At 60.6% G+C, this 24,846-nt stretch carries 24 protein-coding genes, 2 pseudogenes and 1 riboswitch; of the genes and pseudogenes, 14 read left to right on the top strand and 12 right to left on the bottom strand.

Going from position 1 to position 24,846, the window contains the following annotated elements; translation table 11 throughout:
- The 8 genes from A3AU_RS1000000137960 to A3AU_RS0115775 all read left to right on the top strand — a co-directional run.
- Positions 1-103, top strand: a 103-nt coding sequence (locus tag A3AU_RS1000000137960; RefSeq protein WP_209444653.1) for a 6-carboxytetrahydropterin synthase, incomplete at its 5' end; no start/stop codon positions are given.
- Entirely contained in the window at positions 100-837 is a 738-nt protein-coding gene (gene queE, locus A3AU_RS0115805; protein WP_027053706.1) for a 7-carboxy-7-deazaguanine synthase QueE, read from the top strand. The genes A3AU_RS1000000137960 and queE, both read left to right, overlap by 4 nt.
- Positions 838-1,090: 253 nt before the next feature.
- A riboswitch (TPP riboswitch) is annotated at positions 1,091-1,202 on the top strand.
- Between the two features lie 105 nt (positions 1,203-1,307).
- Complete coding sequence (gene thiC / locus A3AU_RS0115800; protein WP_032917490.1) at positions 1,308-3,143, top strand: phosphomethylpyrimidine synthase ThiC; 1,836 nt, start codon at positions 1,308-1,310, stop codon at positions 3,141-3,143.
- The gene (thiO, locus tag A3AU_RS0115795) at positions 3,140-4,141 is read left to right on the top strand and encodes a glycine oxidase ThiO (protein ID WP_027053704.1); all 1,002 of its coding nucleotides are present in this window, start codon (positions 3,140-3,142) and stop codon (positions 4,139-4,141) included. Before thiC ends, thiO begins: the two co-directional genes overlap by 4 nt.
- Complete coding sequence (thiS, locus tag A3AU_RS0115790) at positions 4,110-4,307, top strand: sulfur carrier protein ThiS (protein WP_027053703.1); 198 nt, start codon at positions 4,110-4,112, stop codon at positions 4,305-4,307. The genes thiO and thiS overlap by 32 nt, the downstream gene beginning before the upstream one ends.
- Before the next feature lie 3 nt (positions 4,308-4,310).
- The gene (locus A3AU_RS0115785; protein WP_027053702.1) at positions 4,311-5,084 is read left to right on the top strand and encodes a thiazole synthase; all 774 of its coding nucleotides are present in this window, start codon (positions 4,311-4,313) and stop codon (positions 5,082-5,084) included.
- Complete coding sequence (locus A3AU_RS0115780) at positions 5,081-5,686, top strand: thiamine phosphate synthase (RefSeq protein WP_027053701.1); 606 nt, start codon at positions 5,081-5,083, stop codon at positions 5,684-5,686. The genes A3AU_RS0115785 and A3AU_RS0115780 overlap by 4 nt, the downstream gene beginning before the upstream one ends.
- The gene (locus A3AU_RS0115775; RefSeq protein WP_027053700.1) at positions 5,677-6,438 is read left to right on the top strand and encodes a hydroxymethylpyrimidine/phosphomethylpyrimidine kinase; all 762 of its coding nucleotides are present in this window, start codon (positions 5,677-5,679) and stop codon (positions 6,436-6,438) included. Before A3AU_RS0115780 ends, A3AU_RS0115775 begins: the two co-directional genes overlap by 10 nt.
- Before the next feature lie 664 nt (positions 6,439-7,102).
- Here A3AU_RS0115775 and pmtA read toward each other — a convergent pair.
- The 3 genes from pmtA to panB all read right to left on the bottom strand — a co-directional run bounded on the left by pmtA (position 7,103) and on the right by panB (position 9,508).
- Positions 7,103-7,699 carry a phospholipid N-methyltransferase PmtA gene (gene pmtA, locus A3AU_RS0115770; RefSeq protein WP_032917437.1) on the bottom strand — a complete coding sequence of 199 codons (597 nt, stop codon included), beginning with the start codon at positions 7,697-7,699 and terminating at the stop codon, positions 7,103-7,105.
- A gap of 76 nt (positions 7,700-7,775) precedes the next feature.
- Entirely contained in the window at positions 7,776-8,666 is an 891-nt protein-coding gene (gene panC, locus A3AU_RS01000000135580; protein ID WP_051355377.1) for a pantoate--beta-alanine ligase, read from the bottom strand.
- Complete coding sequence (gene panB / locus A3AU_RS0115760) at positions 8,663-9,508, bottom strand: 3-methyl-2-oxobutanoate hydroxymethyltransferase (RefSeq protein ID WP_027053698.1); 846 nt, start codon at positions 9,506-9,508, stop codon at positions 8,663-8,665. The genes panC and panB overlap by 4 nt, the downstream gene beginning before the upstream one ends.
- A 735-nt stretch (positions 9,509-10,243) precedes the next feature.
- On the opposite strand from panB, the gene A3AU_RS1000000137290 reads away from it, so the two are divergent.
- The 5 genes from A3AU_RS1000000137290 (at position 10,244) to A3AU_RS0115730 (ending at position 15,785) form a co-directional block, all read left to right on the top strand.
- Positions 10,244-10,702 carry a gamma-glutamylcyclotransferase family protein gene (locus A3AU_RS1000000137290; protein WP_051355376.1) on the top strand — a complete coding sequence of 153 codons (459 nt, stop codon included), beginning with the start codon at positions 10,244-10,246 and terminating at the stop codon, positions 10,700-10,702.
- A gap of 184 nt (positions 10,703-10,886) precedes the next feature.
- Positions 10,887-11,954 carry a DNA cytosine methyltransferase gene (locus A3AU_RS0115745; protein WP_027053696.1) on the top strand — a complete coding sequence of 356 codons (1,068 nt, stop codon included), beginning with the start codon at positions 10,887-10,889 and terminating at the stop codon, positions 11,952-11,954.
- Position 11,955: 1 nt separating this feature from the next.
- Complete coding sequence (locus A3AU_RS0115740) at positions 11,956-13,026, top strand: HD domain-containing protein (RefSeq protein WP_027053695.1); 1,071 nt, start codon at positions 11,956-11,958, stop codon at positions 13,024-13,026.
- Positions 13,016-14,866 (top strand): ORC-CDC6 family AAA ATPase, encoded by a 1,851-nt coding sequence (locus A3AU_RS0115735; RefSeq protein WP_027053694.1) that lies wholly within the window; start codon positions 13,016-13,018, stop codon positions 14,864-14,866. Before A3AU_RS0115740 ends, A3AU_RS0115735 begins: the two co-directional genes overlap by 11 nt.
- Entirely contained in the window at positions 14,796-15,785 is a 990-nt protein-coding gene (locus A3AU_RS0115730) for a hypothetical protein (protein ID WP_245235501.1), read from the top strand. The genes A3AU_RS0115735 and A3AU_RS0115730 overlap by 71 nt, the downstream gene beginning before the upstream one ends.
- A gap of 32 nt (positions 15,786-15,817) precedes the next feature.
- On the opposite strand, the gene thyX is transcribed toward A3AU_RS0115730, so the two are convergent.
- The 3 genes from thyX to A3AU_RS0115710 form a co-directional block, all read right to left on the bottom strand.
- Positions 15,818-16,759, bottom strand: coding sequence for an FAD-dependent thymidylate synthase (thyX, locus tag A3AU_RS0115725; RefSeq protein ID WP_027053692.1), 942 nt, complete (start codon positions 16,757-16,759; stop codon positions 15,818-15,820).
- Positions 16,760-17,279: 520 nt separating this feature from the next.
- Entirely contained in the window at positions 17,280-17,879 is a 600-nt protein-coding gene (locus A3AU_RS0115715) for a hypothetical protein (RefSeq protein WP_154674604.1), read from the bottom strand.
- Positions 17,880-18,014: 135 nt separating this feature from the next.
- Complete coding sequence (locus A3AU_RS0115710; protein WP_027053689.1) at positions 18,015-18,320, bottom strand: hypothetical protein; 306 nt, start codon at positions 18,318-18,320, stop codon at positions 18,015-18,017.
- Positions 18,321-18,663: 343 nt separating this feature from the next.
- Between A3AU_RS0115710 and A3AU_RS1000000140385 the strand changes: the two genes are divergently transcribed.
- The gene (locus tag A3AU_RS1000000140385) at positions 18,664-19,314 is read left to right on the top strand and encodes a DUF5623 domain-containing protein (RefSeq protein ID WP_245235500.1); all 651 of its coding nucleotides are present in this window, start codon (positions 18,664-18,666) and stop codon (positions 19,312-19,314) included.
- Positions 19,315-19,346: 32 nt separating this feature from the next.
- On the opposite strand, the gene scpB is transcribed toward A3AU_RS1000000140385, so the two are convergent.
- From scpB to repB, 6 genes and pseudogenes are all read right to left on the bottom strand, one after another.
- On the bottom strand, positions 19,347-20,036 hold the full coding sequence (gene scpB / locus A3AU_RS0115700) for an SMC-Scp complex subunit ScpB (protein ID WP_027053687.1): 690 nt from the start codon (positions 20,034-20,036) through the stop codon (positions 19,347-19,349).
- A gap of 4 nt (positions 20,037-20,040) precedes the next feature.
- Complete coding sequence (locus A3AU_RS0115695) at positions 20,041-21,039, bottom strand: DUF1403 family protein (RefSeq protein ID WP_245235499.1); 999 nt, start codon at positions 21,037-21,039, stop codon at positions 20,041-20,043.
- A gap of 445 nt (positions 21,040-21,484) precedes the next feature.
- A pseudogene (locus tag A3AU_RS1000000140380) lies at positions 21,485-21,855 on the bottom strand (plasmid maintenance toxin (PemK-like)).
- A gap of 27 nt (positions 21,856-21,882) precedes the next feature.
- Positions 21,883-22,134: pseudogene (locus A3AU_RS1000000140375) on the bottom strand (type II toxin-antitoxin system Phd/YefM family antitoxin); the annotation flags it as partial.
- A gap of 344 nt (positions 22,135-22,478) precedes the next feature.
- Positions 22,479-23,684, bottom strand: coding sequence for a plasmid replication protein RepC (repC, locus tag A3AU_RS0115680; RefSeq protein WP_027053685.1), 1,206 nt, complete (start codon positions 23,682-23,684; stop codon positions 22,479-22,481).
- 155 nt (positions 23,685-23,839) lie between these two features.
- A complete protein-coding gene (repB, locus tag A3AU_RS0115675; RefSeq protein ID WP_027053684.1) occupies positions 23,840-24,841 on the bottom strand; it encodes a plasmid partitioning protein RepB in 1,002 nt (333 codons plus the stop codon).
- Positions 24,842-24,846 lie beyond the last annotated feature (5 nt).

Below are 24,846 nucleotides of genomic sequence, written 5' to 3'. Positions count from 1 at the left end.
CCTGGCCAGGCACTTCTACGACTGGTGCAAGGTGCGGCTACCCGAAACCTCCGCCGTGCGGGTGAGCGAGACGCCGAAAACCTGGGCGGAATACCGGCCATGACTTGCGCGCTGCATACCGGAATCCGCGTAAGCGAGATTTTTGGGCCAACCATTCAGGGCGAAGGCATGCTGATCGGCTTGCCGACGGTGTTCGTAAGAACAGGCGGGTGCGATTATCGCTGTTCCTGGTGCGACAGCCTGCATGCGGTGGACAGTCGCTTCCGCCATGATTGGGAGATGATGTCTCCCGACGCGGTCTGGCAAAAGGTATTCACGCTTTCTGGCGGTCAGCCCGTGATGGTGTCGCTGTCGGGCGGCAATCCGGCCATCCAGCCGCTTGGCCCGCTGATCGACCGCGGGCATGGTGAGGGCTACCGCTTTGCATTGGAAACCCAAGGCTCGGTGCCTAAGCAATGGTTCGCGGATCTCGACGTGCTGGTGCTCAGCCCCAAGCCACCCTCAAGCGAAATGACGACAGATTGGGCCGGGTTCGACACTTGCGTCGAGGCGGCGCAGGATAAGCCGCGGATGGCGCTCAAGCTCGTCGTCTTCGACGATGATGACTATGCCTATGCCAAGGACGCCGCGGCGCGCTACCCGCAATTACCCGTCTATCTGCAGCCCGGCAACCACACGCCGCCGCGTCCCGGCAACGAAGACGCGTTGATCGACATGGCCGGTGTGATGAAACGCATGGAATGGCTGGTCGAAAAAGTGACCCGTGACAGGTGGTTCGAGGCGCGTGTACTGCCGCAACTTCATGTTCTGCTTTGGGGAAACAAACGGGGCGTCTAGCCCACGCGGCCGATGACGTAAGACGGACATCCAGTTGTCGGCAGCAACGTCGGTCCAAGAAAGCCCGAAAATGCCGTGGAAAAGGTTTCGAATCCGCATGATGGCTCGCCTATCGTGGGCGCTTCACCGCTCCCTCATAGGCGTGACTTGTTCTCCTATACGTGCGCGCACTTTTCCTTGGGTTTGATTGGTCGCTGATCGCCGCCTCGGGCCGAAAGCGCTTGACAAGATAGCGCCGGCCCGTTCAATTCGGCGCATTCACCAGGGGAGTCCCGGCAAGGGGCTGAGATACTGCTAGAGCGCGCAGTGACCCGTTGAACCTGATCCAGTTCATACTGGCGTAGGGACGGTGCAAGCGCTTTGCGGGAGTTCACGCCCGAAGTCCTGTTTCCAAGCAGGGCGACCAAAGCGTCTTTTCATCCTTCCGGCACAGAACTGGGTCTCCAATGCATGAGCAAAGGAGCCTCAAGATGAATGCCCTTACCCCCGTCGTCTCGACGGGACCACTGCCTGCCTCACGGAAGATCCACAAATCCGGCGTCCTCTATCCGCACATCAAAGTGCCGATGCGCGAAATCTCCGTCCATCCGACGGCCGGCGAGCCGCCGGTCACCGTCTACGATCCGTCCGGGCCCTATACAGACCCGACCGTCGAAACCAGCATCGAAAAGGGCCTCGCCCGGCTTCGCCACGACTGGATCATGGCGCGCGGCGATGTCGAAGCCTATGACGGCCGCCACGTGCGGCCGGAAGACAATGGATTCGCAGCGGGCGAGCGCCTGACGCCGGAATTTCCCGTTCGCAACTCGCCGTTCAGGGCCAAGGGCGGCAAGGCGGTGACACAGCTTGCCTATGCGCGCGCCGGCATCATCACGCCCGAAATGGAGTTCGTCGCCATCCGTGAGAACCTCGGCCGCGAGATCCTGCGCGGCAAGCTGCAACGCGACGGCGAAGCCTTCGGCGCGGCGCTTCCCGATTTCGTCACGCCCGAATTCGTGCGCGACGAGGTGGCACGCGGACGCGCAATCATTCCCGCCAACATCAATCATCCCGAGAGCGAGCCGATGATCATCGGCCGCAATTTCCTGGTGAAGATCAACGCCAATATCGGTAACTCGGCGGTCACCTCCTCGATGGCCGAAGAAGTCGAAAAAATGGTCTGGGCGATCCGCTGGGGCGCCGATACGGTGATGGACCTGTCGACCGGCCGCAACATCCACAACATCCGGGACTGGATCGTGCGCAATGCGCCAGTGCCGATCGGCACGGTGCCGCTCTATCAGGCGCTCGAGAAGGTCGGCGGCATCGCCGAGGACCTGACGTGGGAGGTCTATCGCGACACGCTGATCGAACAGGCCGAACAGGGCGTCGACTATTTCACCATCCACGCCGGTGTGCGGCTGCACTACATCCCGCTGACCGTCGACCGGGTCACCGGTATCGTCTCCCGCGGCGGGTCGATCATGGCCAAATGGTGCCTGCACCATCATCGAGAGAGCTTTCTCTACGAGCATTTCGCGGAGATCTGCGACATCTGCCGCGCCTACGACGTATCCTTCTCGCTCGGCGACGGCCTTCGTCCCGGCTCGATCGCCGATGCCAACGACGCGGCGCAATTCGCCGAGCTGGAAACGCTCGGCGAGTTGACGCAGATCGCCTGGGCGAAGGATTGCCAGGTGATGATCGAGGGGCCCGGCCACGTGCCGATGCACAAGATCAAGGAGAACATGGACAAGCAGCTCGCCGTCTGCGGCGAGGCGCCCTTCTATACGCTTGGACCGCTGACGACCGACATCGCGCCGGGCTATGACCACATCACCTCAGGCATTGGTGCTGCCATGATCGGCTGGTTCGGCACCGCCATGCTCTGCTACGTCACGCCCAAGGAGCATCTCGGCCTTCCCGATCGCAACGATGTCAAGATTGGCGTGATCACCTACAAGATCGCCGCCCATGCCGCCGACCTGGCGAAGGGCCATCCGGCCGCGAAAGTAAGGGATGATGCCCTTTCCCGCGCGCGCTTCGAGTTCCGCTGGGAGGACCAGTTCAACCTGTCGCTCGACCCCGAAACCGCGCGGTCTTTCCACGACCAGACCTTGCCCAAGGAGGCCCACAAGCTGGCACATTTTTGCTCGATGTGCGGACCGAAATTCTGCTCCATGCGGATTTCCCACGACATCCGCGCCGAGGCCCAGAAAGAGGGCATGGCGGCGATGGCGGCGAAATACCGCGAGGGTGGCGATCTCTACATGCCAGCGGACGAGACCGGCGTACCGCTCATGCCACAGGCGCCGGAAACGTCATGAGGGTGCTGGTCAAAGGGGCCGGCGTCGCCGGCCTCACCGCCGCCTTCGAACTCGCCGCCCGCGGCGCGACGGCGACCGTTGCCGAGATAAGGCATAGCCTTGGCGGCAATGCGTCGTGGTTCGCCGGTGGCATGCTGGCGCCATGGTGCGAGCGTGAAAGCGCTGAGCAGCCGGTTCTGGACCTTGGCCGCGATGCCGCCGGCTGGTGGGATGCGGTGCTGCCCGGCCAAGTGACACGGGCCGGAACGCTGGTCGTTGCTGCACCGCGCGATGCGGGCGAGCTCGACCGGTTCGCCAGCCGCACGGCAGGCCATCGGCGTGTCGATGAAGACGAAATTGCGCTACTGGAACCCGACCTCGCCGGCCGCTTCCGCCGCGGACTGCTCTTCCCCGATGAGGCTCATCTCGACCCGCGCCAGGCGATGGCGGCACTTCATGACAGGCTCGCTGCCATGGGTGTCGAATTCCGCTTCGGCGCCGATGCCCGGCATGTTTCCGGCTTCGATCGTCAGATCGACTGCACGGGAATGGCCGCCGTCGATGACAGGCTGCGCGGCATTCGCGGCGAAATGCTGATCCTGCGCACACCTGATGTCTCGCTGTCGCGCCCGGTCCGGCTGCTTCATCCGCGCTTTCCGCTCTATGCGGTGCCACGTGCCGACACGCAGTTCATGATCGGCGCGACGATGATTGAAAGCCAGTCCGCCGGACCGGTCACGGCGCGTTCCATGATGGAGCTTCTGGGTGCCGCCTATGCCCTCCATCCGGCCTTTGGCGAGGCCGAGATCGTTGAAGCCGGTGTCGGCATTCGTCCAGCCTTTCCCGACAACCTGCCGCGTGTTGAGGCACGTGGAACCACGGTCGCGATCAACGGGCTTTATCGCCATGGCTTTCTTCTCGCCCCGGCGATGGCGCACCAGGCGGCTGACCTGGTTTTCAGTCAAGACAGAACCAAGGAGCTTGCTCATGAAACTGATGGTCAACGGCGAAGCGCATGAGGTTGCCGCCACCACCCTAGGAGAGCTGCTTGCCGCGCTGGACTATGAGGGCGATTGGCTCGCCACCGCCGTCAACAGCGACCTCGTGCACAAAGCCAACCGGGCGGAATTCCAGTTGAGCGCCGGCGACCGGATCGAAATTCTTTCACCCATGCAGGGCGGCTAGACCATGTTCGATCTCCTTGGAACGACGCTCCCTTCCCGCCTGCTTCTCGGTACCGCTCAATATCCTTCGCCGGCCATCCTTGCCGACGCGGTCAAGGCGTCGGGAGCGTCTATGGTGACCGTGTCCTTGCGGCGTGAGATGGCGGGCGGCAAGGCTGGTGAAAAATTCTGGTCGCTGATCCGCTCGCTCGGCACGAGAATCCTGCCCAACACGGCCGGCTGTCACTCCGCCAAGGAAGCGGTCACGACCGCGAAAATGGCACGCGAGGTCTTCGGCACCAACTGGATCAAGCTCGAAGTGATCGGCAACCACGACACGTTACAACCAGACGTGTTCGGCCTTGTCGAAGCCGCCCGCATCCTGTGCGAGGACGGTTTTGATGTATTCCCTTATACCACCGATGACCTTGTCGTCGCCGGGCGGCTGCTGGAGGTGGGCTGCAAGGTCTTGATGCCGTGGTGCGCGCCGATCGGTTCGGCGCTAGGGCCAGTCAACATCATGGCACTGCGCTCGATGCGTGGACATTTCCCTGGCGTCCCGCTGATTGTGGATGCGGGGCTCGGACGGCCGTCGCACGCGGCAACCGTCATGGAACTCGGGTTTGACGCCGTGCTCCTGAACACAGCGGTCGCCAAGGCGGGCGATCCGGTCGGCATGGCGCGTGCGTTCGGCAAGGCGGTCGAGGCCGGCCGTGAAGCTTTCATCTCGGGCATGCTCGAACCGCGTGACGTCGCCGTGCCATCGACGCCGACGATCGGCAGAGCAGTTTTTTCATGAAGCTCGATCCCTTCTACCTGATCGTCGATAGCTCTGCCTGGATCGAACGGCTGGTGCCGCTCGGCGTCAAGCTGGTTCAGTTGCGCATCAAGGATAGGGACGAGGCCACGCTGCGGACGGAAATCCGCCGCGCGAACGACGTCTGCGCGGTCCATGGTTGCCAACTGATCGTCAACGACTATTGGCGGCTCGCCATTGAGGAAGGCTGCGACTTCGTCCATCTCGGCCAAGAGGATTTGGCTGCGGCCGACCTGCTGGCGATTAACTACGCCGGATTGAAGCTCGGGCTTTCGACCCACGATCACGCCGAACTGGAAACAGCCCTCGCGGCCGAGCCCGACTACATCGCGCTCGGCCCGATTTATCCGACCATCCTGAAGAAGATGAAATGGGCGCCGCAAGGGATCAAGCGGATCAGCGAGTGGAAGCACAGGGTCGCACCGATACCCCTAGTCGCCATAGGCGGCCTCAACCCTGACCGGCTCAACGGTGTCTTCGCGGCTGGCGCGGACAGCGCCGCAGTGGTCACCGACATCACGCTGAATGCCGATCCCGAAGCGCGCACACGAGAATGGATCGAAAAGACGGAGCGATGGCGCTGAGGCGAGACCCTTATGTGCTCGTCGTTGGCGGGTCGGACTCCAGCGGTGGAGCTGGAATTGCCCGCGATATAGAGACGATCTCCTCCATTGGCGTGCGCACCTGCCTTGCCGTCACCGCGCTGACGGTGCAGACGCACGACGCCGTCATGGAAATCAGTCATTCGTCCCCAAGCCTGGTGGCCGATCAGATGCGCGCCGCGCTGCAGGCCAACAAGGTGGCGGCCATCAAGATCGGCATGCTCGCAACGGCTGAGATCATCGTTGCCGTTGCCGCAGTGCTGCGCGAGAATCCGCAGGTGCCGGCAATCCTTGACCCGGTGCTGGCCTCGACCTCAGGCCGGGCGCTCCTGGAAGCAGGCGCCATCACCGCCCTGAAGCTTGATCTGCTGCCGCTTTGCCGCCTGGTTACACCCAATCTCATCGAACTGGCGCTTCTGGTTGGCTCGGAACCGGCAGTGGATGAGGACGGCGCGCTGTTGCAAGGACAAGAATTACTGGCGACCGGCGCGCAGGCCTTGCTGGTCAAAGGCGGCCATGCAGCGGGACCCCGATCTACCGATATTCTGTTGCGCCACGATCAAGAACCAATCCGCTTCGACATGCCCCGCCTTACCGCGTCGATGCGCGGGACGGGGTGCATGCTGGCCAGCGCGATTGCGGCGCATATGGCGAAAGCGAGCCCACTCGAAGACGGCGTGCGCGACGGCAAGCTGTTTGTTTTCGAGAAGCTGCAAGCCGAAAACAGCGAGTGACCGTTTTTTGGGGCGGTTTGCCGATCGCGCCGTAATGGCTGACGAGCGACCTCCCTCCTCCAAAGAAAGCGAGCCGAGGGGCCTCGCAGGGAGCGGAAGAACTCGCGTTTCCTTTTTTCGCGGTCCGCTGAAAAGTCTTCAGCCTAAACATGACTATTGTGGTTCGCCTGTCGTATTTCCCAAGGCCATCACAGGGTAGAGTGACAACGCTTCGCCGCTCGCGGCAGGGAATGGCAGATCCATGCCAAGTACGGCAAGACGGCGCAGACCGTCACGGTCCAAAGAAGACGTCACTTTCCAGAGGGAATCTTCATCAGGGGTCCGGCGATCGGGAGGTTCGGCCGGTGAATGGACGACGGCTAATGATGCGCTCCAAAGATAAATGGCACGATCCAGGCCAGACACATGCGCGAATCGCCTCCCAAAAATGGCGGGCCGGTCCCGGTATCGAGACGCCGTCGCGAGATTTTCGCGGCCGTGGTGGCTTCTTTGTCTGTTGTCCGCAGGGCGAAGTGCGTAGCAGATGAGTGAGCGCTAGAAGGCATAGCCGTCTCCGCAAAGTTGTGGCGGCAACAAAAGCGCAATCGATGCGAATTTCGTGACGGCCACCGTCCTATGCTTCAGCACGATTTTGCGAACTGCCCGCCGTCTCCGCGCACACACGTCAGACTGCTCGTCGATATGTCCAGAGCTGTGCGGGCGGGATGTTGCGGACCACGAAATCATAGTGAGACACGACGTAGCGGTCGGGCATTTTGATCACCGGCGACAAAGGCCCGTAGGTGATCTGAATCACAGGCCTCCCAGCAGGAATTCGGGCGAGCAAATCCTCGAGCAAGGCAACACGCTGTTCCATTGGAAAGCTCAACATCGGCACCGCACTTATGACACAGTCGAATTGCTCCACGCTCCGCTCGGCCAGCACCTCCTCCAGCGCGAACGCATCGCCCAATCGAAAATCCACGCCCGGAAAGCCTCGCGTCAGGCGCTGATAGAAATCCTTGGAATATTCGACCGCAATCAGCTGATGCGGCTTGATGCCTCTTTCCAGGATTGCCTTGGTGATGACGCCTGTTCCCGCGCCAAGTTCAAGAACCGGCAATCCGGATGCCGGATTAATGACGCTTGCCATGCGACGCGCGGCATGAATGGACGTTGGCATGAGCGCGCCTACTCGTTTCTTGTCCTTCTGCCAGCCCTTGAAGAATTGCACTTCTTCTTCGAACTTCTTGGCGAGGCGCTCCTTCAATCGAAAGACCATATCCACTCCCTGCTACTGCCATTTGTCTGGGTCATGTTGACGACGCACGTTTGTCCAAGCCTCGCGGCATTCTCAATCATGCGGCATTGGCTGCCGCGAGCACCTCGCCCTTGCGGTGGCCGGGCAGAACTCCGAAATTATCGATGAGCCGCGTCGCGCCGAGCCAGGCGGCGACGACCAGGCGGGCCGGTCGGTCCGCAACGGAAAGCGGCGACAGGTCCTGGTCTGCTCGTAGCTCGAGATACTCGACCTCGTCGTAACCGGCAGCGAGGATCGCTAGTCTGGCCTCGGCAAGCACAAGCTCTGCCGGCGCTCCCGCCGACAGCCGCTCGACCGAAGCCGACAGGACTTCGGCGAGCCTTGGCGCTGCCAGGCGCTGTTCGGCCGAGAGCCTGACATTGCGCGACGACATCGCCAGGCCGTCGGCTTCACGCACCGTTGGACAGGCGATGATCTCGATCGGAATATCGAGATCGCGCACGAGCCGGCGAACGACGTGCAGTTGCTGGAAATCCTTCTCGCCGAAGAAGGCGAGATCGGCACGCGTCTGGAGAAAGAGCTTGGCGACGACGGTTGCCACGCCGTCGAAATGGCCGGGACGGAACGCGCCGCACAGGCCCCTGCTCACCCCACTCACCGAGATCGTGGTGGCGAATCCTTCCGGATACACGTCCGCTGCATTTGGCGCGTAGAGCAGATGAGCGCCGAGCGGCGCGAGCCTGACGGCATCGTCATGCTCAGTGCGCGGGTAGGCCGCGAGATCTGCCGCGCTGTTGAACTGTTTCGGGTTGACGAACAGTGTCACGATAACCCGGTCGGCCTTGGCAAGTGCCGCACGCACCAGGCTCAGATGGCCTTCACGCAAGGCACCCATGGTCGGCACGACAGCCACCTTCAGGCCATTCTGACGCCATCCGGCCACAGCCATGCGCAATTCGGCGACGGTTCGTGCGATCGGAATGCTCATGCGCCTTCTCCACCATTGACCGTCTTTGGCGCATCGCCGAACAGATGCTCGGCCGCCGGAAAGCGGCGGTCGCGCACTTCCTGCGCATAGGCGGCAATCGCCGCCTCGGCGATCTCACCGAGTTCGGCATAGCGCTTGACGAATTTGGGCCGGAAGTCGCCGAAGATGCCCAACATGTCGTCGACGACGAGAATCTGCCCGTCACAGGCCGCCGAGGCGCCGATACCGATGGTCGGGATCGCTACCTCTGCGGTGATCCGGCGGGCGAGCGCCTCCGGGACCTTCTCCAGCACCACAGCGAATGCCCCCGCTTCGCTCACAGCAAGCGCGTCGGCCCCGACGCGCTCCGCATCACCGCCTCTGCCCTGCACGCGGTAGCCGCCGAAGGTATTGACCGCCTGTGGCGTCAAGCCGACATGGCCCATGACCGGCACGCCGCGTGCAGCCAGGAAGCGGATCGTCTCGGCCATTGCCTCGCCACCTTCGAGCTTGACCGCCGCGCAGCCGGTTTGCGCCATGACATGTGCAGCATTGCGAAAGGCCTGCTCGGGGCTTTCCTCGTAGGAGCCGAACGGCATGTCGACGATCATCAGCGCCTGCTCCAGGCCGCGTCGCACGGCCTGGCCGTGCATGATCATCATCTCAAGAGTCACGCCCAGCGTCGACGGCAAGCCGTGGAGCACCATGCCGACGCTGTCGCCGATGAGAACAATGTCACAATGCCGATCAACGAGCTTTGCGATCGGCGTGGTATAGGCCGTCAAGCAGACGAGCGGCGTTCCACCCTTCCGGGAACGAATATCCGGCGGTGTGATCGCCTTGGTGTTAGCAACCGCACTCAAGAGGGCTCCTTCCCCAACGTTACCAACCATGGGGGCTGCGTTTGGCACATTTTTGTGCAGGTGCGAAGAGCTAATAATGGCGGTGGCGCGTGACGTTGACGAGCCGACACTCACGTCAGAATCAATTAAATCGGTTAAGCTGCTTCAGCGTGCCCATCGAGGGATCATGGCTATCAGGCAAGGTTGAGCAACGCCGTCACTTCGACGACGCCAAGGTGAGACATTGAGGCTCCATCGGTTCGAACCCAATGGCAACGACCCATATTCCACACTCCCTTTTTATGCGACATGCGAAGCACAAATCATCAACATGGGATGACGGGGTATGGGGTTCAAATTCGCCGCCAGGCGTCAGCTTCGCGCCCTATTTCGGACGTGTCACAGGGATTCACGTCTGTCCTGAGAGCAGACATCAAGACAATTCCGCGGGCGTTTCCGTACAGGAGCGGGGCATACTTCAACCAAATAAGGTCGCCGTCGTGCTTGCCGCCAACTGGGAGGGTGGCAACGTGGGCATTGTCCTCTGCGGCGGCAACTTCGCACATCAGAGCTAAAACAACATATAGTCCCCCGACGAGACCTTCGCTGAACTTTGGGGGACGATGCTAAAAGCTGTCGCTTGATGCCACTGGATCGGCTATGTCGGAGGTGGGCATATAGAGACCGCTTGTAGCCTCTGATCGCGACTCAACGACGATCATAGTTCGGGCCGCCGTGTCTCTCACTGGGGGGCTCATGCTGTACTTCGCCTACGGGTCCAACATGGATCCAGCTCAGATGAAAATTCGTTGCAGGAACAGCGAAGTTGTCGGCATCGCCGTGCTCCCCGAACATGAACTATGCTTTCCTCGCCTGTCGAAGAACCGCGGGTGCGGTGTTGTCTCGGTAATTCCCCGCGCCGGAAAGCAAGCATGGGGAGTCCTCTACCAGCTGACCCCAGAGGACGCAGACGCGCTTGATGCGAATGAGGGCTTCAAGGTCGGCCGAAACACGTCACTCAACAGCTATAATCGCGTCGAAGTGTCCGTGCTGGTGGGCGGAATCCCTACCATCGTCAGCACTTATGTGGCCGTCACGCAGGAGACGCCGCCACTCCCGAACCTTGCTTACCTGACGCATCTCCGCGACGGTGCTCGCCACCACAAGCTACCTGAAGAATACATCGCGCTGCTTGATTTGCTGGAGTGCCAATGAATTTCCGATTTCACAGGGGCTTATCGCAACAGTGCATCGCAGGCGTCCCCAAAGATCATATCATGGGCATCGCAGTCCATTACTCGGTTCCAAGCTCTTGCCAAACTGGGCTGTACCTACTACGCGGCTCGGGCAAGGCTAAAGATCAAGAAAACGGCCAACCTGGTCCAGAGTTCGACGGCGCATGATTGGAATAGATTTGTTCGCGGGCGGGGGCGGCCTGACGCTCGGCGCCAAGCTTTCCGGCATCCATGTCAGGGCTGCCGTCGAGAACCATCCGTCTGCGTGTCTGACGTACCAGACCAACCATCCCGATACCGTGATGCTCGCGTTCGATATCGCGAAAGTCGAAACGATTGATGTCGGCAAGCGTGACCAGCCCTTGGTCCTTTTCGGTGGGCCGCCGTGTCAGGGCTTCTCCACATCGAACCAGCGGACACGCCATGCGGAGAACCCGAAGAACTGGCTGTTCAAGGAATATCTGCGGATGGTCAGGACGCTACGTCCCGAGTGGGTGGTGTTCGAGAACGTCGCTGGTATTCTTCAGACGGATGGCGGCATGTTCGCGGAGTCATTTCGGCAACAGCTGAAGGACATGGGGTACAAGGTCGCATTCGAAGTGCTCAATGCCGCTAACTTCGGGTGTCCGCAGCGCCGTTCACGATACATCGTGGTCGCGGCATTGAATGCGGAGCCAGAACTGCCCAAGGCGTCGGCCGATGCGGCGCGGCCGACGTTATGGGATGCGATTGGCGATCTTCCGGAATTGTCGAATGGGGCGATGGAGGACGTTCTTGAATACGGTAACGATGCCCAATCTGACTACGCCAAGGCGATGCGCTGCGGCCTCGCAAAATGCTCCGGACATCTGGTCAGCCGTAACGCGGACTCGATCGTAGCCCGGTATCCGTATATTCCCCAGGGTGGCAACTGGCGCGATGTGCCAGGCATGATGCGCGACCCGATTACGGACCGACGCCGATACCATTCCGGGATCTACAGGCGCCTCATGAAGGACGCACCTTCGGTCGTGATCGGCAATTTCCGGAAAAACATGCTTATTCACCCCACCCAAGATCGGGGATTGTCCGTCCGCGAGGCAGCAAGGCTCCAATCCTTTCCGGACCACTATCAGTTCTGCGGTTCGATAGGATTCCAGCAGCAGCAGGTCGGGAACGCGGTGCCGCCGATCCTTGCCAAGGCGGTATTCGACAACGTCATGGCAATTGCCAGCCAGGCGGGGGAGAACTGATATGTCTGTCGCCGTGTCAGCGCCGCTCGAAAGACTTCTGAAGGAGGACTCGGAGACGCAGCCCGAAGCGTTTCCGAACCGTGAGGGCGGATACTTCGATGTCTACAAGAACATGAAGCGAGTGCTGTCCGAGAAATTCTACTCGGTTGCGGGAGCTGGTCTTGCCAAGGACTCACATCGCTTCACCAAGCACGACATCAGCCACGTTGACGACGTCATCCACACCGCAGGCAGGATGCTCGGCTTCGAGAGTGCTGCTTCGACACCTGTGCGGCGGGACAAATTAGAGCCCTTCGAGGTATTCGTGCTGCTCACTGCCATACTGCTTCACGATGCCGGAAATGCGATCGCTCGTGATGGTCACGAGAGATCGGTCGGAAAAATCTTCAAGGAAATCTCGGCAGCAACTACCCTCGTATCGCTGGAGAAAAAGGTCATCACGTCCATCGCGCGTGCCCATGGAGGTAAACTGGCCAACGGTGACAAGGACACAATACCGAACCTGATAACCGAGGACGCGCCCAAAATTGGCGGGTTTCGGGTTCACGCGCGCCGACTGGCCGCTCTATTGAGACTAGCCGACGAGCTTAGCGAAGGTCCAAATCGCGTCGATCATGTCGCGCTGGCGGGTGATGCGGTCGTTTCGGACGAATCGGTGTTAGCCAACCTTTACTGCCGCTGCATCAATCCGAGCATTGACTACTCGGGCAGTGTGTTCCAGCTCTCGTTTCACGTCGAGAAGGAAGATCTTAATCGCGTCTTCACGCGCTTGGACGGCCGGGAAATGACGTTCATCGATTATATCGCCGAGCGGCTGGAAAAGTGCGAGTGCGAGAGGCGGTACTGCAACCGCTATCTCGCCGGATTCGCCAGCTACAACCGCATGTCGGTAAAACTGTTCATCCTCGAAGACGATGAAGAGCGCCTAGAGGCATCCTTCTTCTTTGAAGAGAAGGGATATCCGACCGAAATCAAGCCTTCGGTGAAAGACTTGGCGGAGAACTTTGACGGTTTCCGCCTTCGGGACAAATATCATCTGAGCCCAACGCAGGAGATCTCGCTTGAGCGATAATCCCTTCGGAGTCCAGAACCCCGAACACGTCGATCCCCAGTACATTGCGGAGAACTTCGTTGAGGTCCTGACCGACGTTCCACGACTGAAGGAACCATCCAACACGTTTCTGCATGGTGCGCGGGGGACTGGGAAGAGCATGCTCCTTCGAAGCCTCGAGCCTCGCGTGATGATGCTACGGGGCGATGGTGCCAAGACGCTGAAGGATCTTCCGTTTCTCGCCGTCCATGTGCCGTTGAAGATGGCGGACTTCGGCGCGCCGGAGATCAATCGATACAAGGGCTATGCCGCGACATCAATCGGCGAACATTTGCTGATCATGCACGTCATGCTCCGTATAGCCCAGTTGCTGGAAAGCTATTCGGAAGAGATCAGCGAGGCATCCGCAGACATCTTCCTCGCCCGCTTCGAAGACCTTTTCGGCATTTCGGGCGGTGGTGCGGTAGCTTCGGATCGGCCAGGTGCGGTGGGCAAAGGCCAACAGTTCCGCCGCATCGCGCGCACCTGTGAAGTCGATATCGTGGCCGTCCGACAGTTTTTCGTCCGAGCGCCCTTCAAGCAGGGTGAGGTCGACTACGACGGTGCCCTCACTGGGTTCCTCGACTTCCTAGTACCGCTTGCGGAGGAAGTGGGACGGATGGATGAGCTGCCAACCGTTCCGCTATTCGTCATGCTCGACGACGCAGACAACCTTCCGATCCCGATGCAGCGCGTGTTGAACTCTTGGGTATCCACGCGTAGCACTCGATCGATCTGCCTGAAGGTGACCACTCAGCTTGCTTACGCAACGCTACGTACGATCGACAACAGGATCATCGAAAGCCCGCATGACTATTCGGAAGTGAACCTCACTCAAGTCTACACCGCTTCATTCGATGACTACAGTCGACGTGTTCGCGAAATTGTAGCCAAGCGCCTGAAGAACTGTAAAATCGAGACACCTGTCGAGCAGTTCTTTCCTGAGGATGCCGCACAGGCGGCTCGGCTGAAGGAGATCGCTGCGGAGATCGCGGCGGAGCACGCTCTACGGGAGCAGGATGGGGCGCGTGACGGCGCTGCCCGCGCGAGAGACGAGACGCGACGGTACACGGTGCCGACTTTCATGCGGGAACTGGCAGGTTCATCGAAATCCGCGCACACCTTCAGCTATGCGGGCTTCAGGTCTCTGGTCGATCTTTCTTCAGGCGTGGTCCGCTGGTTTCTCGAACCCGCAAGTGCGATGTACGACCGGATGGTCAGTCAAGGAAACGGCAAGGTCACATCAATCCCTGTTGGGGTCCAGGACACGGTCATCAGGGAGTGGTCCGCCGAATTCTTGGAACTGCTGACGCGCAAGTCCGAGCAGGCTACCGAGGCTTCCGATACGATAGACACGAGCGAGGCGAGCCTCCACGCTGTTGGCCACGAAACCGTATTCTACGAGCAGCTTCGCAATTTGATCGATGGGCTAGGTCGCGTTTTTCGCGGTCGGCTGTTGAACGAGAAGGCCAGTGAACAGCGCGTATTTTCCATCGTTCTGCGCGATCGTCCCAAGAGGGAACTTGAGGACGTACTGAACATGGGTGTGAGAATGGGCTATCTGCAGCGGTCTGACAATGCCGCGAAGGAGGCTCTGGGCGGTCGGAGGCCACGGTTTATCATGGCTCGCCGCCTTGGCCCGTACTACAAGCTCGATGTTTCAGGGTATGCAGCTCACCTTTCGGTCATGGCTGGCGAACTGGAGATCGCGATGAAAGATCCAGGCGAGTTCGTCAAAAGGCGATTGAAGATTGAACAAGGGGAAACAAGCCAGTTTTCCCTCGATCTCGACGGTGGGCACGTTGAAAATTCTCACATCTGAACTCTCGACAAAAGTTTGGGCGCGCGATCGGCCGTTGATCAACCGTATCAGCTTCGAGGAGCGTTCTGCACAGGTGGCGCTGGCCGCACCTGAAGGGCGGAGTGCGAGTGGTCTGACATTCGTGTCCAACGGCCGCAGCGAAAAGGCGCAAGCGAACGTAGAATCGATCCGCCTACGGCATCCTGCCTTAAAGCAGGTCGAGCTGTTTCTGGCTGATCCCTTGGCGACGGCTGCCGCTATCAGCGAGGCGGTTGCCGGAGAGGACCTCCGCGATGCCCTAATCGATGTCAGCTCCTTCCGCAGGGAGGAGCTTCTGATGTTGCTGGAAGTTCTCAGGACGACAAAACCGGAGAGAAGGAAGGGCTGCGACCTTGTCTATGTAAGTGCCGGAAAGATGTCCGACCCTCTGTCAGGCAACGTCACGCAGTGCCGTTCGGTGGTGGGCTTCGCGGGCGAAATCTGGCCATCCCGTCCGACGCGTCTAGTCGTCCTGATGGGCTTCGAAATTCCAAGGGCACGTGCAATCATCGAAGCCTATGAGCCTAGATATCTGGTGTTAGGCATGGGTCGCGAGTCAGAGTCCATGAGCAAGGAACTCTTCGAAAGAAACAAAGCGTTCTTCCAAGAGCTGAAGTCGAACTACGACAATGTCGAAAACACATTCGAATTTTCGGCGCGGGAGCCGCTGTCAGTCGCGGCCGAACTGACCGAGGCGCTCTCCAAAGGAGCGCAGTCAAACGTCGTCTTGGCGCCGCTTCATACAAAGCTTTCGACTATCGGAGTGGGGCTCTACGCGCAGGCCCATCGTGAAGTTCAGGTGTGCTACGCCGAGGTAGGAGCGTACAACGAGGAAACGTATTCGACTACAGGGGGCGACAGCTACGTCTTCAGCCTCTCGGAGCTCTTTGGGGAAGCCTGACGGATCGAGTAATCGTCAGGCTCGATGCTAGACTATACGCTCGGAAGGCCAAGAGCCTGAACCACTTCCTGCCACTCGCGTGCCGTCAGGCCGCTATCAGCCTGCGTAACCGTCTCTCCAGCAATCATTCTACGAACTGCTTTCACTGCTGACGCCGACAGCTGAACGGAACCCATGCGGTACTCAAGGAATGCCGCATGCGCCAGTGGAACCCAGGCTGCCATCATGTCCAGCATAATATCGGCATAGGCCCGGATCTCGTACTGGGCATGTGCATCGGCGCGGAGACGCAGAAAATTCATGAGGTTGTGGAGGTCGGTCTTCCAATACCACTGGGTATAGAAGTTCAGCGACAGGTTCATGCGGGCGAGTTCGCGCGCCAGTCCCGAGCGGTCCTCCCGATGATCCGGACTCGACGGGTCGTTCAGCATAACTGAGTAGTCGCTGTAAGCCTGCTCGGCATCTCGGCGCAGTAAAGCGAGCACCTCGGCTGCTTCGTCGCCCTCCAGTACCGCTCCGCGCCCCTGCCTGTTCGATGTCGACTGCGCGGCGAGGTGTTCCGGTTCTGGAACATAGAACTCGTTGTCGAGCACCGAGTACCGTGCCGAGTACTCGTTCACACTGGCAGTGCGGTGCCGGATCCACTGCCGCGCGACGAAGATCGGGAGCTTCACATGGAACTTGATCTCGGCCATCTCGAACGGCGTCGTATGCCAATGCCGCAGAAGGTAGTTGATGAGGCCTGCGTCTTCCTGAACTCGCTTGGTTCCCCGTCCATAAGACACTCGCGCCGCCTGCACGATGGCGGCGTCGTCGCCCATGTAGTCGACCACGCGGATCACACCGTGGTCGAGCACAGGGAATGCCTTGTGAAGTATTTGCTCAAGTCCCAGGGAAACCGGCCGCAGGGTATTGGATGACTGAGATCGAAGGGTATCAATCTCAGCCGCGTGTTCAGTGGTCAAGTTCGGCATAACCGCATCCTTCGGGTTAAGATCGTCCCTTGGAGCGTTTACATTTTCTAGTGCGGATATGCATCGAATTTGTTTGGTCGATCACCACAGTGAAAAACTGATCTCGCTCCTGATTGTACGCGTGCGGTCACATGATATGCAAAATGGCACTAGGTCCGCGAGATGGCAGGTCTCGCGACGTATCGGCGGACAGCTTACTGCTTCCGGCCCAAAGGCTGCCTGTCTTTCTGAAATGCGCCTCAGTTGTCGTCGTTCGGGTGACAAATCGCCCACCTCGGAACCGGTCGTACAATTGGGAGCGCCATCGCGACTCCTGCCCGCCAAACGCGGGGGCGGGGTTTCCGCGTGGCTTGCCTAGCGATCGGACTCGGCCGCGAGCCTCCACGCGCCATCGTCCGCCATCTGCTCGGACAGCCGCTGCATCACGCAGATTACTTCGACGAGGCGCACGCCCTCGATCCGGCGCATGTGCATCGTCGGACGCCGGACTGCGATCAACTTCTGGATGTCATGGTCGAATTCAGTCTTCTCGACCTGACAGCTCACCCAGTTCGGTAAAATTGACTAGTGGTGCAAACGCTTCACCGCGCGCCATCGCCACCTTGCGAATCTCCTTCGCCTTGCCGATCAGGTTCGACGCGCGCAGCTTGAACCAGTCCGGACCGAAGCGCTCTTCGAGCTTGCGCTCGACATAGGCGCGAAGTTCCTGCTCGAACCGCCCGACCAACGCATAGGCATCCTTGCTGGTGCCGCGCGACTGCACAGTCATCGATACTTCGCCAAGCGTCACGACCGCCACGGCATTGGCTTCCGAGCGAAGTCCGACGGTCAGTCCGCTCTCGATCATGATCTCGAGCGCCATGCCGGGCTGGGCGACAACCAACCCTTCATCGACTTCGGCCTCGCGATACATGCGCTTGCGCACACGCCCGTCGCGCCGGAAATTTTCTGGAAGATCGACGCTCGTACGCCACTCGCCGAAGAGCGAATGATAGGCGTGGATCTGGAAATGGCTGCGCCGGTCGAAGACTTCGCCAATACCGGCGAGCGCCGACATCTTGAGCTGGGGCGCCGCGAAATCGGCTTCGAACCGGGCGGTCAGCCCGAGCATTGCGCTCATCGTGGCCTGATCGATCACAGCCGAACCGACGAAGTTCTTGGCGATCGCGTCGCGTATGTCGCCGACAGCCGTGCCAAGGCCCCCGCCGAGCAGTTTGGTGATATCGGGGGTGTCGAACCGGCCGAGCGTGCTCGCCTATTGCGAGGTCTTGGCGATGTCACCGAACGGCCCGGCAAGCGAGGCGAGCAGCGATTTCTGGACGGCACGCTGCTCTTCGAACTGCTTGACCGTCGATCCGATGCCGCCGAATGGTCGCATTGCCTCTTCGAACGTCCGCTGCGCCCCGCTGACGGTGCTCGCCAACAACGGATCGACCTTGAGCGGCTGCCCACCCTGGCCGATCCAGGCGAGCTTGGCATGGTCGATTGCCAACGGCTGGATCGCATTGAGCTTCGCGGCCAGCGCCGTGGACGGTACGAGCATCTTGCGCATCGCTTCCATGCGCGCGGTCTCGGCCGCTCCAAAGGCCGGGCCAAGCCCGAGCGCGACCTGCTGCGCAGGATGCGTATCTACCAGACTCGGCGCGCGCGGCTCTGGACATCGCTTGCGGAGCTGCGAGGGTACTTCAGTTCATGGAGATCACGGGCCTGCAGCCATCCAAGGCGCACGTCGAACCCGGAGCGGAATATTCGGCTCGCCTGCCTGGACGTGATCATGGAAGTGCCTGGTACGATCCCGTCGCAAAACATCACGTTGGGGCCGACGAACCTTACGCAGGGAGTGTTGCGTCGAAAGATCGTGACGCCTGGGCGCGGCGACACAACTCGTCGCTCGCAAGGCCGGAATGGGCGGGGATGTACTATCCGGAGGGCTGTGTCCTTTACCTGTATGCCGATGCGTCGAAGGGATATCGCTTGATGGGCTTCTCAAGGCGCTTTCCAAAGGCCCTTCACGGATCGTGCCCGCGAATTGTGACCGGGTCGCCATCGACGGTCACGCTCCTTTTGTGACTCCGGGAGAGAAGGCTAAAGCCGAGGCGAAGCTCGCGAGAAACGTCCAACGAAAAGCTACCCCGCCACGCGGTCCCAATACCACTGTCGAGTACCGGCTGCCGCTCAGCGGCAAGCGGCGCCAGCGTCCGAAGGCGGCGATGCCTGTGGACGCGCATGCCAGGATAGGCACTCTGCTGAATGGTGTGCTGACTGACATGCGAGCGAGCGCAGGCGTCTACAAGCGCGTCGATGCAGTCCGAAGAGAGCTTGATGACTGGGTTCAATGCGAACACGATCGGGCGGCCATGCCCGATGCGTTGTTTTTCGACCTCGACTACGGAGAGAATTCCGCCGGAGGAACGTCAAAAGCTGGCGAACAACACATCGAGGACCTCCGCCTCGCACAGTCCATGCTGATGCAACACTATCCGGATTGTGCGCCGTTGAGGGACCTCGTGGGGAAAATCGATCTTGCCGTCATATCGCTCGAGAAGTTGCGGTGACGATAGCGGGCGTCCGGCCAGGCACAGGCGCTCTATTCGTCGGCGTCGGCATCACTCTCGCCGGGGGCGGAAAACCCCGGCATGATGTCGCCCGCCAGAAGCTTTTCCTTCGACAGCAGCCCCGCATCCTGGAGAGCCTCGAAGTCGGGAATATCGCGCAAGGTTTCAAGCCCGAATTCCAGCAGGAACTGTTTCGTCGTCACATAGGTATAGGGGGCGCCTGGCGTCGGGCTCCGCGGGCCGGAGGCGATCAGGCCGAAGGAGCGCAAATTGCCGATCAGGTCGCGGCTAATCTCCTTGCCGAAGAAGGACGACAGTTCGGCCCGCGTGATCGGCTGGAAGAACGCGATGCACATCAAGACCAGCACTTCGGATTGCGTGAGGTCGACGGCGCGTTCGCTAGAGCCGACGGCCGTACGGATGGCGTCGGCATAGGCCGGCCGCGTCAGGTGCTTCCAGCCGCTGGCGACCGCGACCAGATCGTAGGGCCGGCCCCGCAGCTCCTCGCGGATGTCGTCGATTAAAAGGTCGATGCTGCAGGTCTTGCCGACGATGCGGGTAAGCACCTCGCGGCTGACCGGTTCGCTGGCGGCGAAGATGGTTGCTTCGACGCGGTTCATCCATTCGCGCCAACGTACTTCTGGCGGCAGGTGATCCAATTCGCGGTCGATCAGGTGACCATCTGATCGCTCCTTCGCCCTTTTCCCCCTCGCCTGCTCCATGGTCTCACAGCCCGTAGATGCGGAAGGTCGGACGACCGGACAGCTCGCGCACGGCGCCAAGTTCGATCAGCCGGTCGAACAGGCGGCGCAGGCCGCGGTCGCTCATGCCGGCGATCTTTGAGGATGCGACGATCGCGTCGTCGGACAGCAGCTTCTCGACGACAGTGTCCGCCCCTTTCGCCCGCAGCTTTGGGGCGACAGCCAGCAGGCGGTCGGCGCGGCGGCCGAGCTCGGCCGCAAGATCCATCGCCTGCAGCGCCGCCTGCGCATAAGCCGCCCAAATGCGTTGCCGGGACGCCTGCCCGGATTCCCGTTCGGCATGGGGTGACCGACGACCGCCCGCCACCGGGTGCAAGCCGAACAGGGGCACCGCATGCGTCCACCCTAGCCGGTCGGCCAGAACAGCGTCCGCAAGCCACGGTCCAAGCTCACGCGTGGCGCGACTGTGATGACGCTCGAGCACGGCCATCGCGTCGACCGCGCCAGCGACTGCATTACCGACCGCGCCAGCGATCGCCTGAATTTCGTCACCGATTTGGCCGGCCGCCCCCACGTCAAGCGCGCTCCCCAGATCCGCGGCGACATCGACCAATACCGCCTCGCTGACCAACGTCGCGACCGGACGCGATGCCAGCGTTCGCCAGGCAAGCAGCATACCGCCGGCGGGTCCAACGTCGTCGCCGGGACGGGTGAGTAGCAGCGCGTCGCGCAACGCCGCCTCGTCCTCGACCCGGCCGGCGCGTTTGGCGGTTGCCGCCGCTGCCGCGAGTGCCAGGCGCTGCCGCCAGGCGCCGGCCCACCTCTCCTTCCGGCGCACCACCGCATCGAGGGCGGTCAGCGCCGCGGCCGCGGCAAATGCAGCGTCTTCAATCGAGTCCGGACCGGCCGCAGCTGCGCGCAGCCAGATCGGCACGGGAGTGGCCAGCGCAGCCGGGGCTCCACAGGTGACGACCACAGGTCCATGGCGAAGCAGTTTCTGGCGCAGAATCATCGTCGACAGCATGAATCATCGCGGCGCTTCTGGCAATGAAAATGGCCGAAAGCCGCCGTGCCCGTCGACAGTTAACAACGAACGATAAACCGTAGCCTTTCGTTTTGATCTTTCTAGAGGAGATGCTCTCTCTCGTCGATCAAAACCCGGAAATACGCGTTGGGCAAGAGCAAGCATACCGCGAGGGTGGCCGGCAGGTCGAGGCCTGATCTCCTTTCCGAAGAAAGAAGACAGTCGGCGCGGGTGATTGGCTGGAAGTAGGCGACGCACATCAGCACCAGCACCTTATCAACGCCGCCCCCCGCCTCCGCCGCGAAGTCGCAAGGTAAAACCAGCGCCGAATTCTTAGCCTATGACTTTAATTGAATCAGGACACAGCCGCCAAGGCCGCAGAAACGCGCCTGGAAGACGCCATGATGCAAGACCGTCCCTGCCCAGCATGTCGCAGAACTAGCCGTTACGCCGAGCGCGGCCTGCTCCTATGCGATCGGCTTGTCGCGATGGCGACAAACCGGCGCTTGCCCGTGGTTAACAGCGCCGGCGGCAGCGGCCCGTAATAGCCGCTCTCCGTCTCCAGACCGCTCACGGTCCAGCCGCAAGCGCGGTTTGACTGCGGCCGGGATCTCGATGGCCTCAGCGGGATCAAGCGGCGGCGTATGGGTGATCGGCAGGCCCCGGACAATCGGCGAGCCGTCCCCTGTCTGGCGACCCGCGCTAGCACCAGGCATGGCGGGTCCTTGTCGGCTTCTTCGCGCCCCTCGCGGTGTTGCCATGCCAGAGAGACGAATAGCGGAAGACGTGACCGACCTTGATTTCAGCCGGCAGCATTTTTTGCTGTCCGACCTTTGCCGGAGGAAGCTCGCCGTTGAGATGGTCAAGGCCCGGCTCCATTTCGGCGGCTTCGACCGCGGCGATTTCGTCGGCGCTGAATTCCGCGGTCAGCTCGACCCGCCGGTCGCGCTTCGACAGTCGGGCAAAATCCACGTAAGCCAGCAACACGGTGCGCGGCCGGCCGTTCTTGGTGATGATGACCGGGACGCGAACCGCGGCATCCTGATAGGCGTCGAAGTTTTTCGACACGGCGGCGGCGGTGACGGTGGTCGTCATGGGCGGAACTCCTTTCTTCCGGAATATACGGGCCTTTCGGGCTTTCATAAGTATCGGACGCTAACCTGGGGAAACGAAGCTGTGACAGGGCTGCTTGCCATTACCAAGAAGGCCAAGCTCGTTGTGCGACAGGCGGAAGCAGTGCCGACGGCTGCTGAGACGGGTGGCGCCGATCATCGTATGATTGGGAACAGGATTCACGGAAAACTGCCCTGCCCTTGTTCCTTGTCGGTCAGACTGCGCAAAAAGCCGCCCACACGCTTGCCGGTCAGCGAAACCGACGATCGACAAGGCCGTTTTCGCACTTGAGCTGGGCGCGCGACAAGCTGCGGGATTGACGATCGTCATCCCGTCATCCTCGCCGTCGCCCCGTTCGCCTTGAGCGCCGCCATCAGCATCGGCCCGACCGAGAACTGCCCTGCCGTCGCCTTTTCGGTCAGTACCCGCAAATAGCCGCCGGCCGAGTTAATGTGCTGCGCCCTTTGCAGGATGCAGGCAATCACGATCGCCGCGATCTCCTGGCCCATCACATGGCAAGCCTCCTCATACGCTGACGGCGAAACGCCCAGATATCCCCGCACCTGGGCGGCGGTTATCATGAGATCGCGCCAATTGCCGATCCCGTCGACGGCATAATCCGCAATTTCGGGGCAGGCCTTCAGCACCATCCCCAGCGGGTATGTTTTCGGCGCCTCTGCGGTCCTCGTCCTGAGCTCGGCCTTCGCCCCGCCTTTCTCGAAAGCAGGTTCAAATTCAAAAATAGAGTCGGTGTTTGAATCAGATTGCTGCCGCTCGTTTTGAGAGTCATTGCCGCTCGGATTCGTGTATTTCATATGACTTTCCAGCAGCTTATCCACATTATCACGCAAGGCGGCCAGATCGGCAACGATGGGCTCGAGCTCGGCAATGCAAGCTCGGCGCGGAATTGCCTCCACAACGCCGCGGAAACGCTTCCACAGGCCTCCCCAGTCGCCGGGGACATCTTCGTCAAGGGCCGCCTCTATCAGCTTGTGGATGTCACGGCGGTGCAAGGTGATCCGCTCGCGCATTAGCCTGAGCGCCCGGTTGTCGGCACGAACACGCTCGGCCGCGGCCTCGAACTCGTAAGCGCGGGCCAGCAGGGGTGCCAGGGAGAAGCCGAATGCTTCCTCTATCTCCCCTCCCCTCCCCTTCCTCGCATAACGCTTGCCGTTCGGGCTATCCCGACGGATGATCAGCCCGCATTCAACAAGAGCCGCCAGGTGCCGCCTGACTGTGGGCTCGGGCATTCCGTGCGCCCTGAGCGACAGCTGGGCGTTCGAGGGAAAGACGATAAGCCCGTTCTCCTCGCTCAACTCACTGTCCGGGAAAAATGACAGCAACGCATTCAGAACGGCCAGAGCACGATCGCCGATGCCGACAATGCTCTTGCCCTCGCAGAGGTTGCGATAGATCTGCCATTTGTCGACAGCCCTGCCCTTGGGGATTTCACGTGATTCGTTTTGCGCTGCCAGCATGGCAAGCGACATAGGCCGCCGCCCAAAGGGCGTCGTTGCAATACCCGTCTCCATTTTTTCCTTCGCCTTTAATCAGGCAAAAGAAATCCGTCCGCCGAATCGACGCTTAAAACGCTTGACACTGATTCGCGGAAATGAGATTCTCGGCTTGCTAAAGATCGAGAAGGGCTTCCACGGTTCGCCGTCGGGGGCCTTTTTCTTTTGCGGTTTTAGTCTCTCTTAATTTCCTTTTCCTGCTTCCTGTAGGCCTCATAAAGACCGTCCAGTTGGCCTGCTATGAACTCAGCAAAATGGAGACCGTAAGCTGCCTCGACTATTATCGAAGCTTTCTTTGGTGTCCCTCTAATCGCAACGCTCAGTGATTTGTCGGCAGGAGCCCAGGCTTTGGGCGCGATGGCAACCTTTGGCTTCTTGGGTGTCTTGGATGATTTCAGATGACTGAGGAGCAGGTTGAAGACTTCATCCTTCACCTGACCTGCTGCAAACTGCTCGGTTCGAACGTACTCGATCGCTTTGGTAGCATTGGCTGGAATCTGGACTAGTTTTTTGAGTTCTTCCCAACGATCCCTGCCAACACCCTTTGCGGCCCCAACGACACTCAGCACCGCTTCGGGAACTGTCTCAGCAACCGACAGCATACGAGACAGCAGCGTGTCATCGACCGTAAGAGCTGATTTGACAGTATCCTTCGTCATGCCGCCCTCAATCAACTTCCGAGCGAACAACGACTTCTCGATAAACGACAGGTCGGCTCGAGCAGTATTTTCTTGGCCCTGTGCGATGACATGCTCAATGTCAGCCAAGCGCTTCACGACCGCTCGGACATCAATGCCGAGATCGCGGGCGACCTTTGCCCGTCGATGGCCAAATACAATCATGTAGCGGCCTGTATCATGGGGGTGCGGTCGCACAAGGATCGGTGTCGACTGGCCAGATGTACGAATGGCTTGTCTGAGCTGTAGGTATTCTGCGTCGTCCTCCCCTATACGATCAGCAATGAACGAACCATCGAGATCCTTGGGATCAATCGCCACCACGGTTTCGCCATCGAGCATCCGCACTGAATTCTCGGCCAGTTCGTCCAGTGACTGCATCATCGAACGCGACGCGCCACGCTTGGCGTAGTCAGACCTAGCCTGAGACGCAGAATGCACTGGCTGTTCCCGTGTAAGTGACGCGGTTACGCTTGCCAGAAGGTCCTTTCTAGCCATTCTGT

Origin of the sequence: Mesorhizobium erdmanii USDA 3471, from assembly GCF_000472705.1 — a bacterium.
GTDB classification, from domain to species: Bacteria; Pseudomonadota; Alphaproteobacteria; order Rhizobiales; family Rhizobiaceae; genus Mesorhizobium; species Mesorhizobium erdmanii.
The sequence above is the reverse complement of the archived record's forward strand: the minus strand, read 5'-3'. Positions and strand labels throughout refer to the sequence as shown.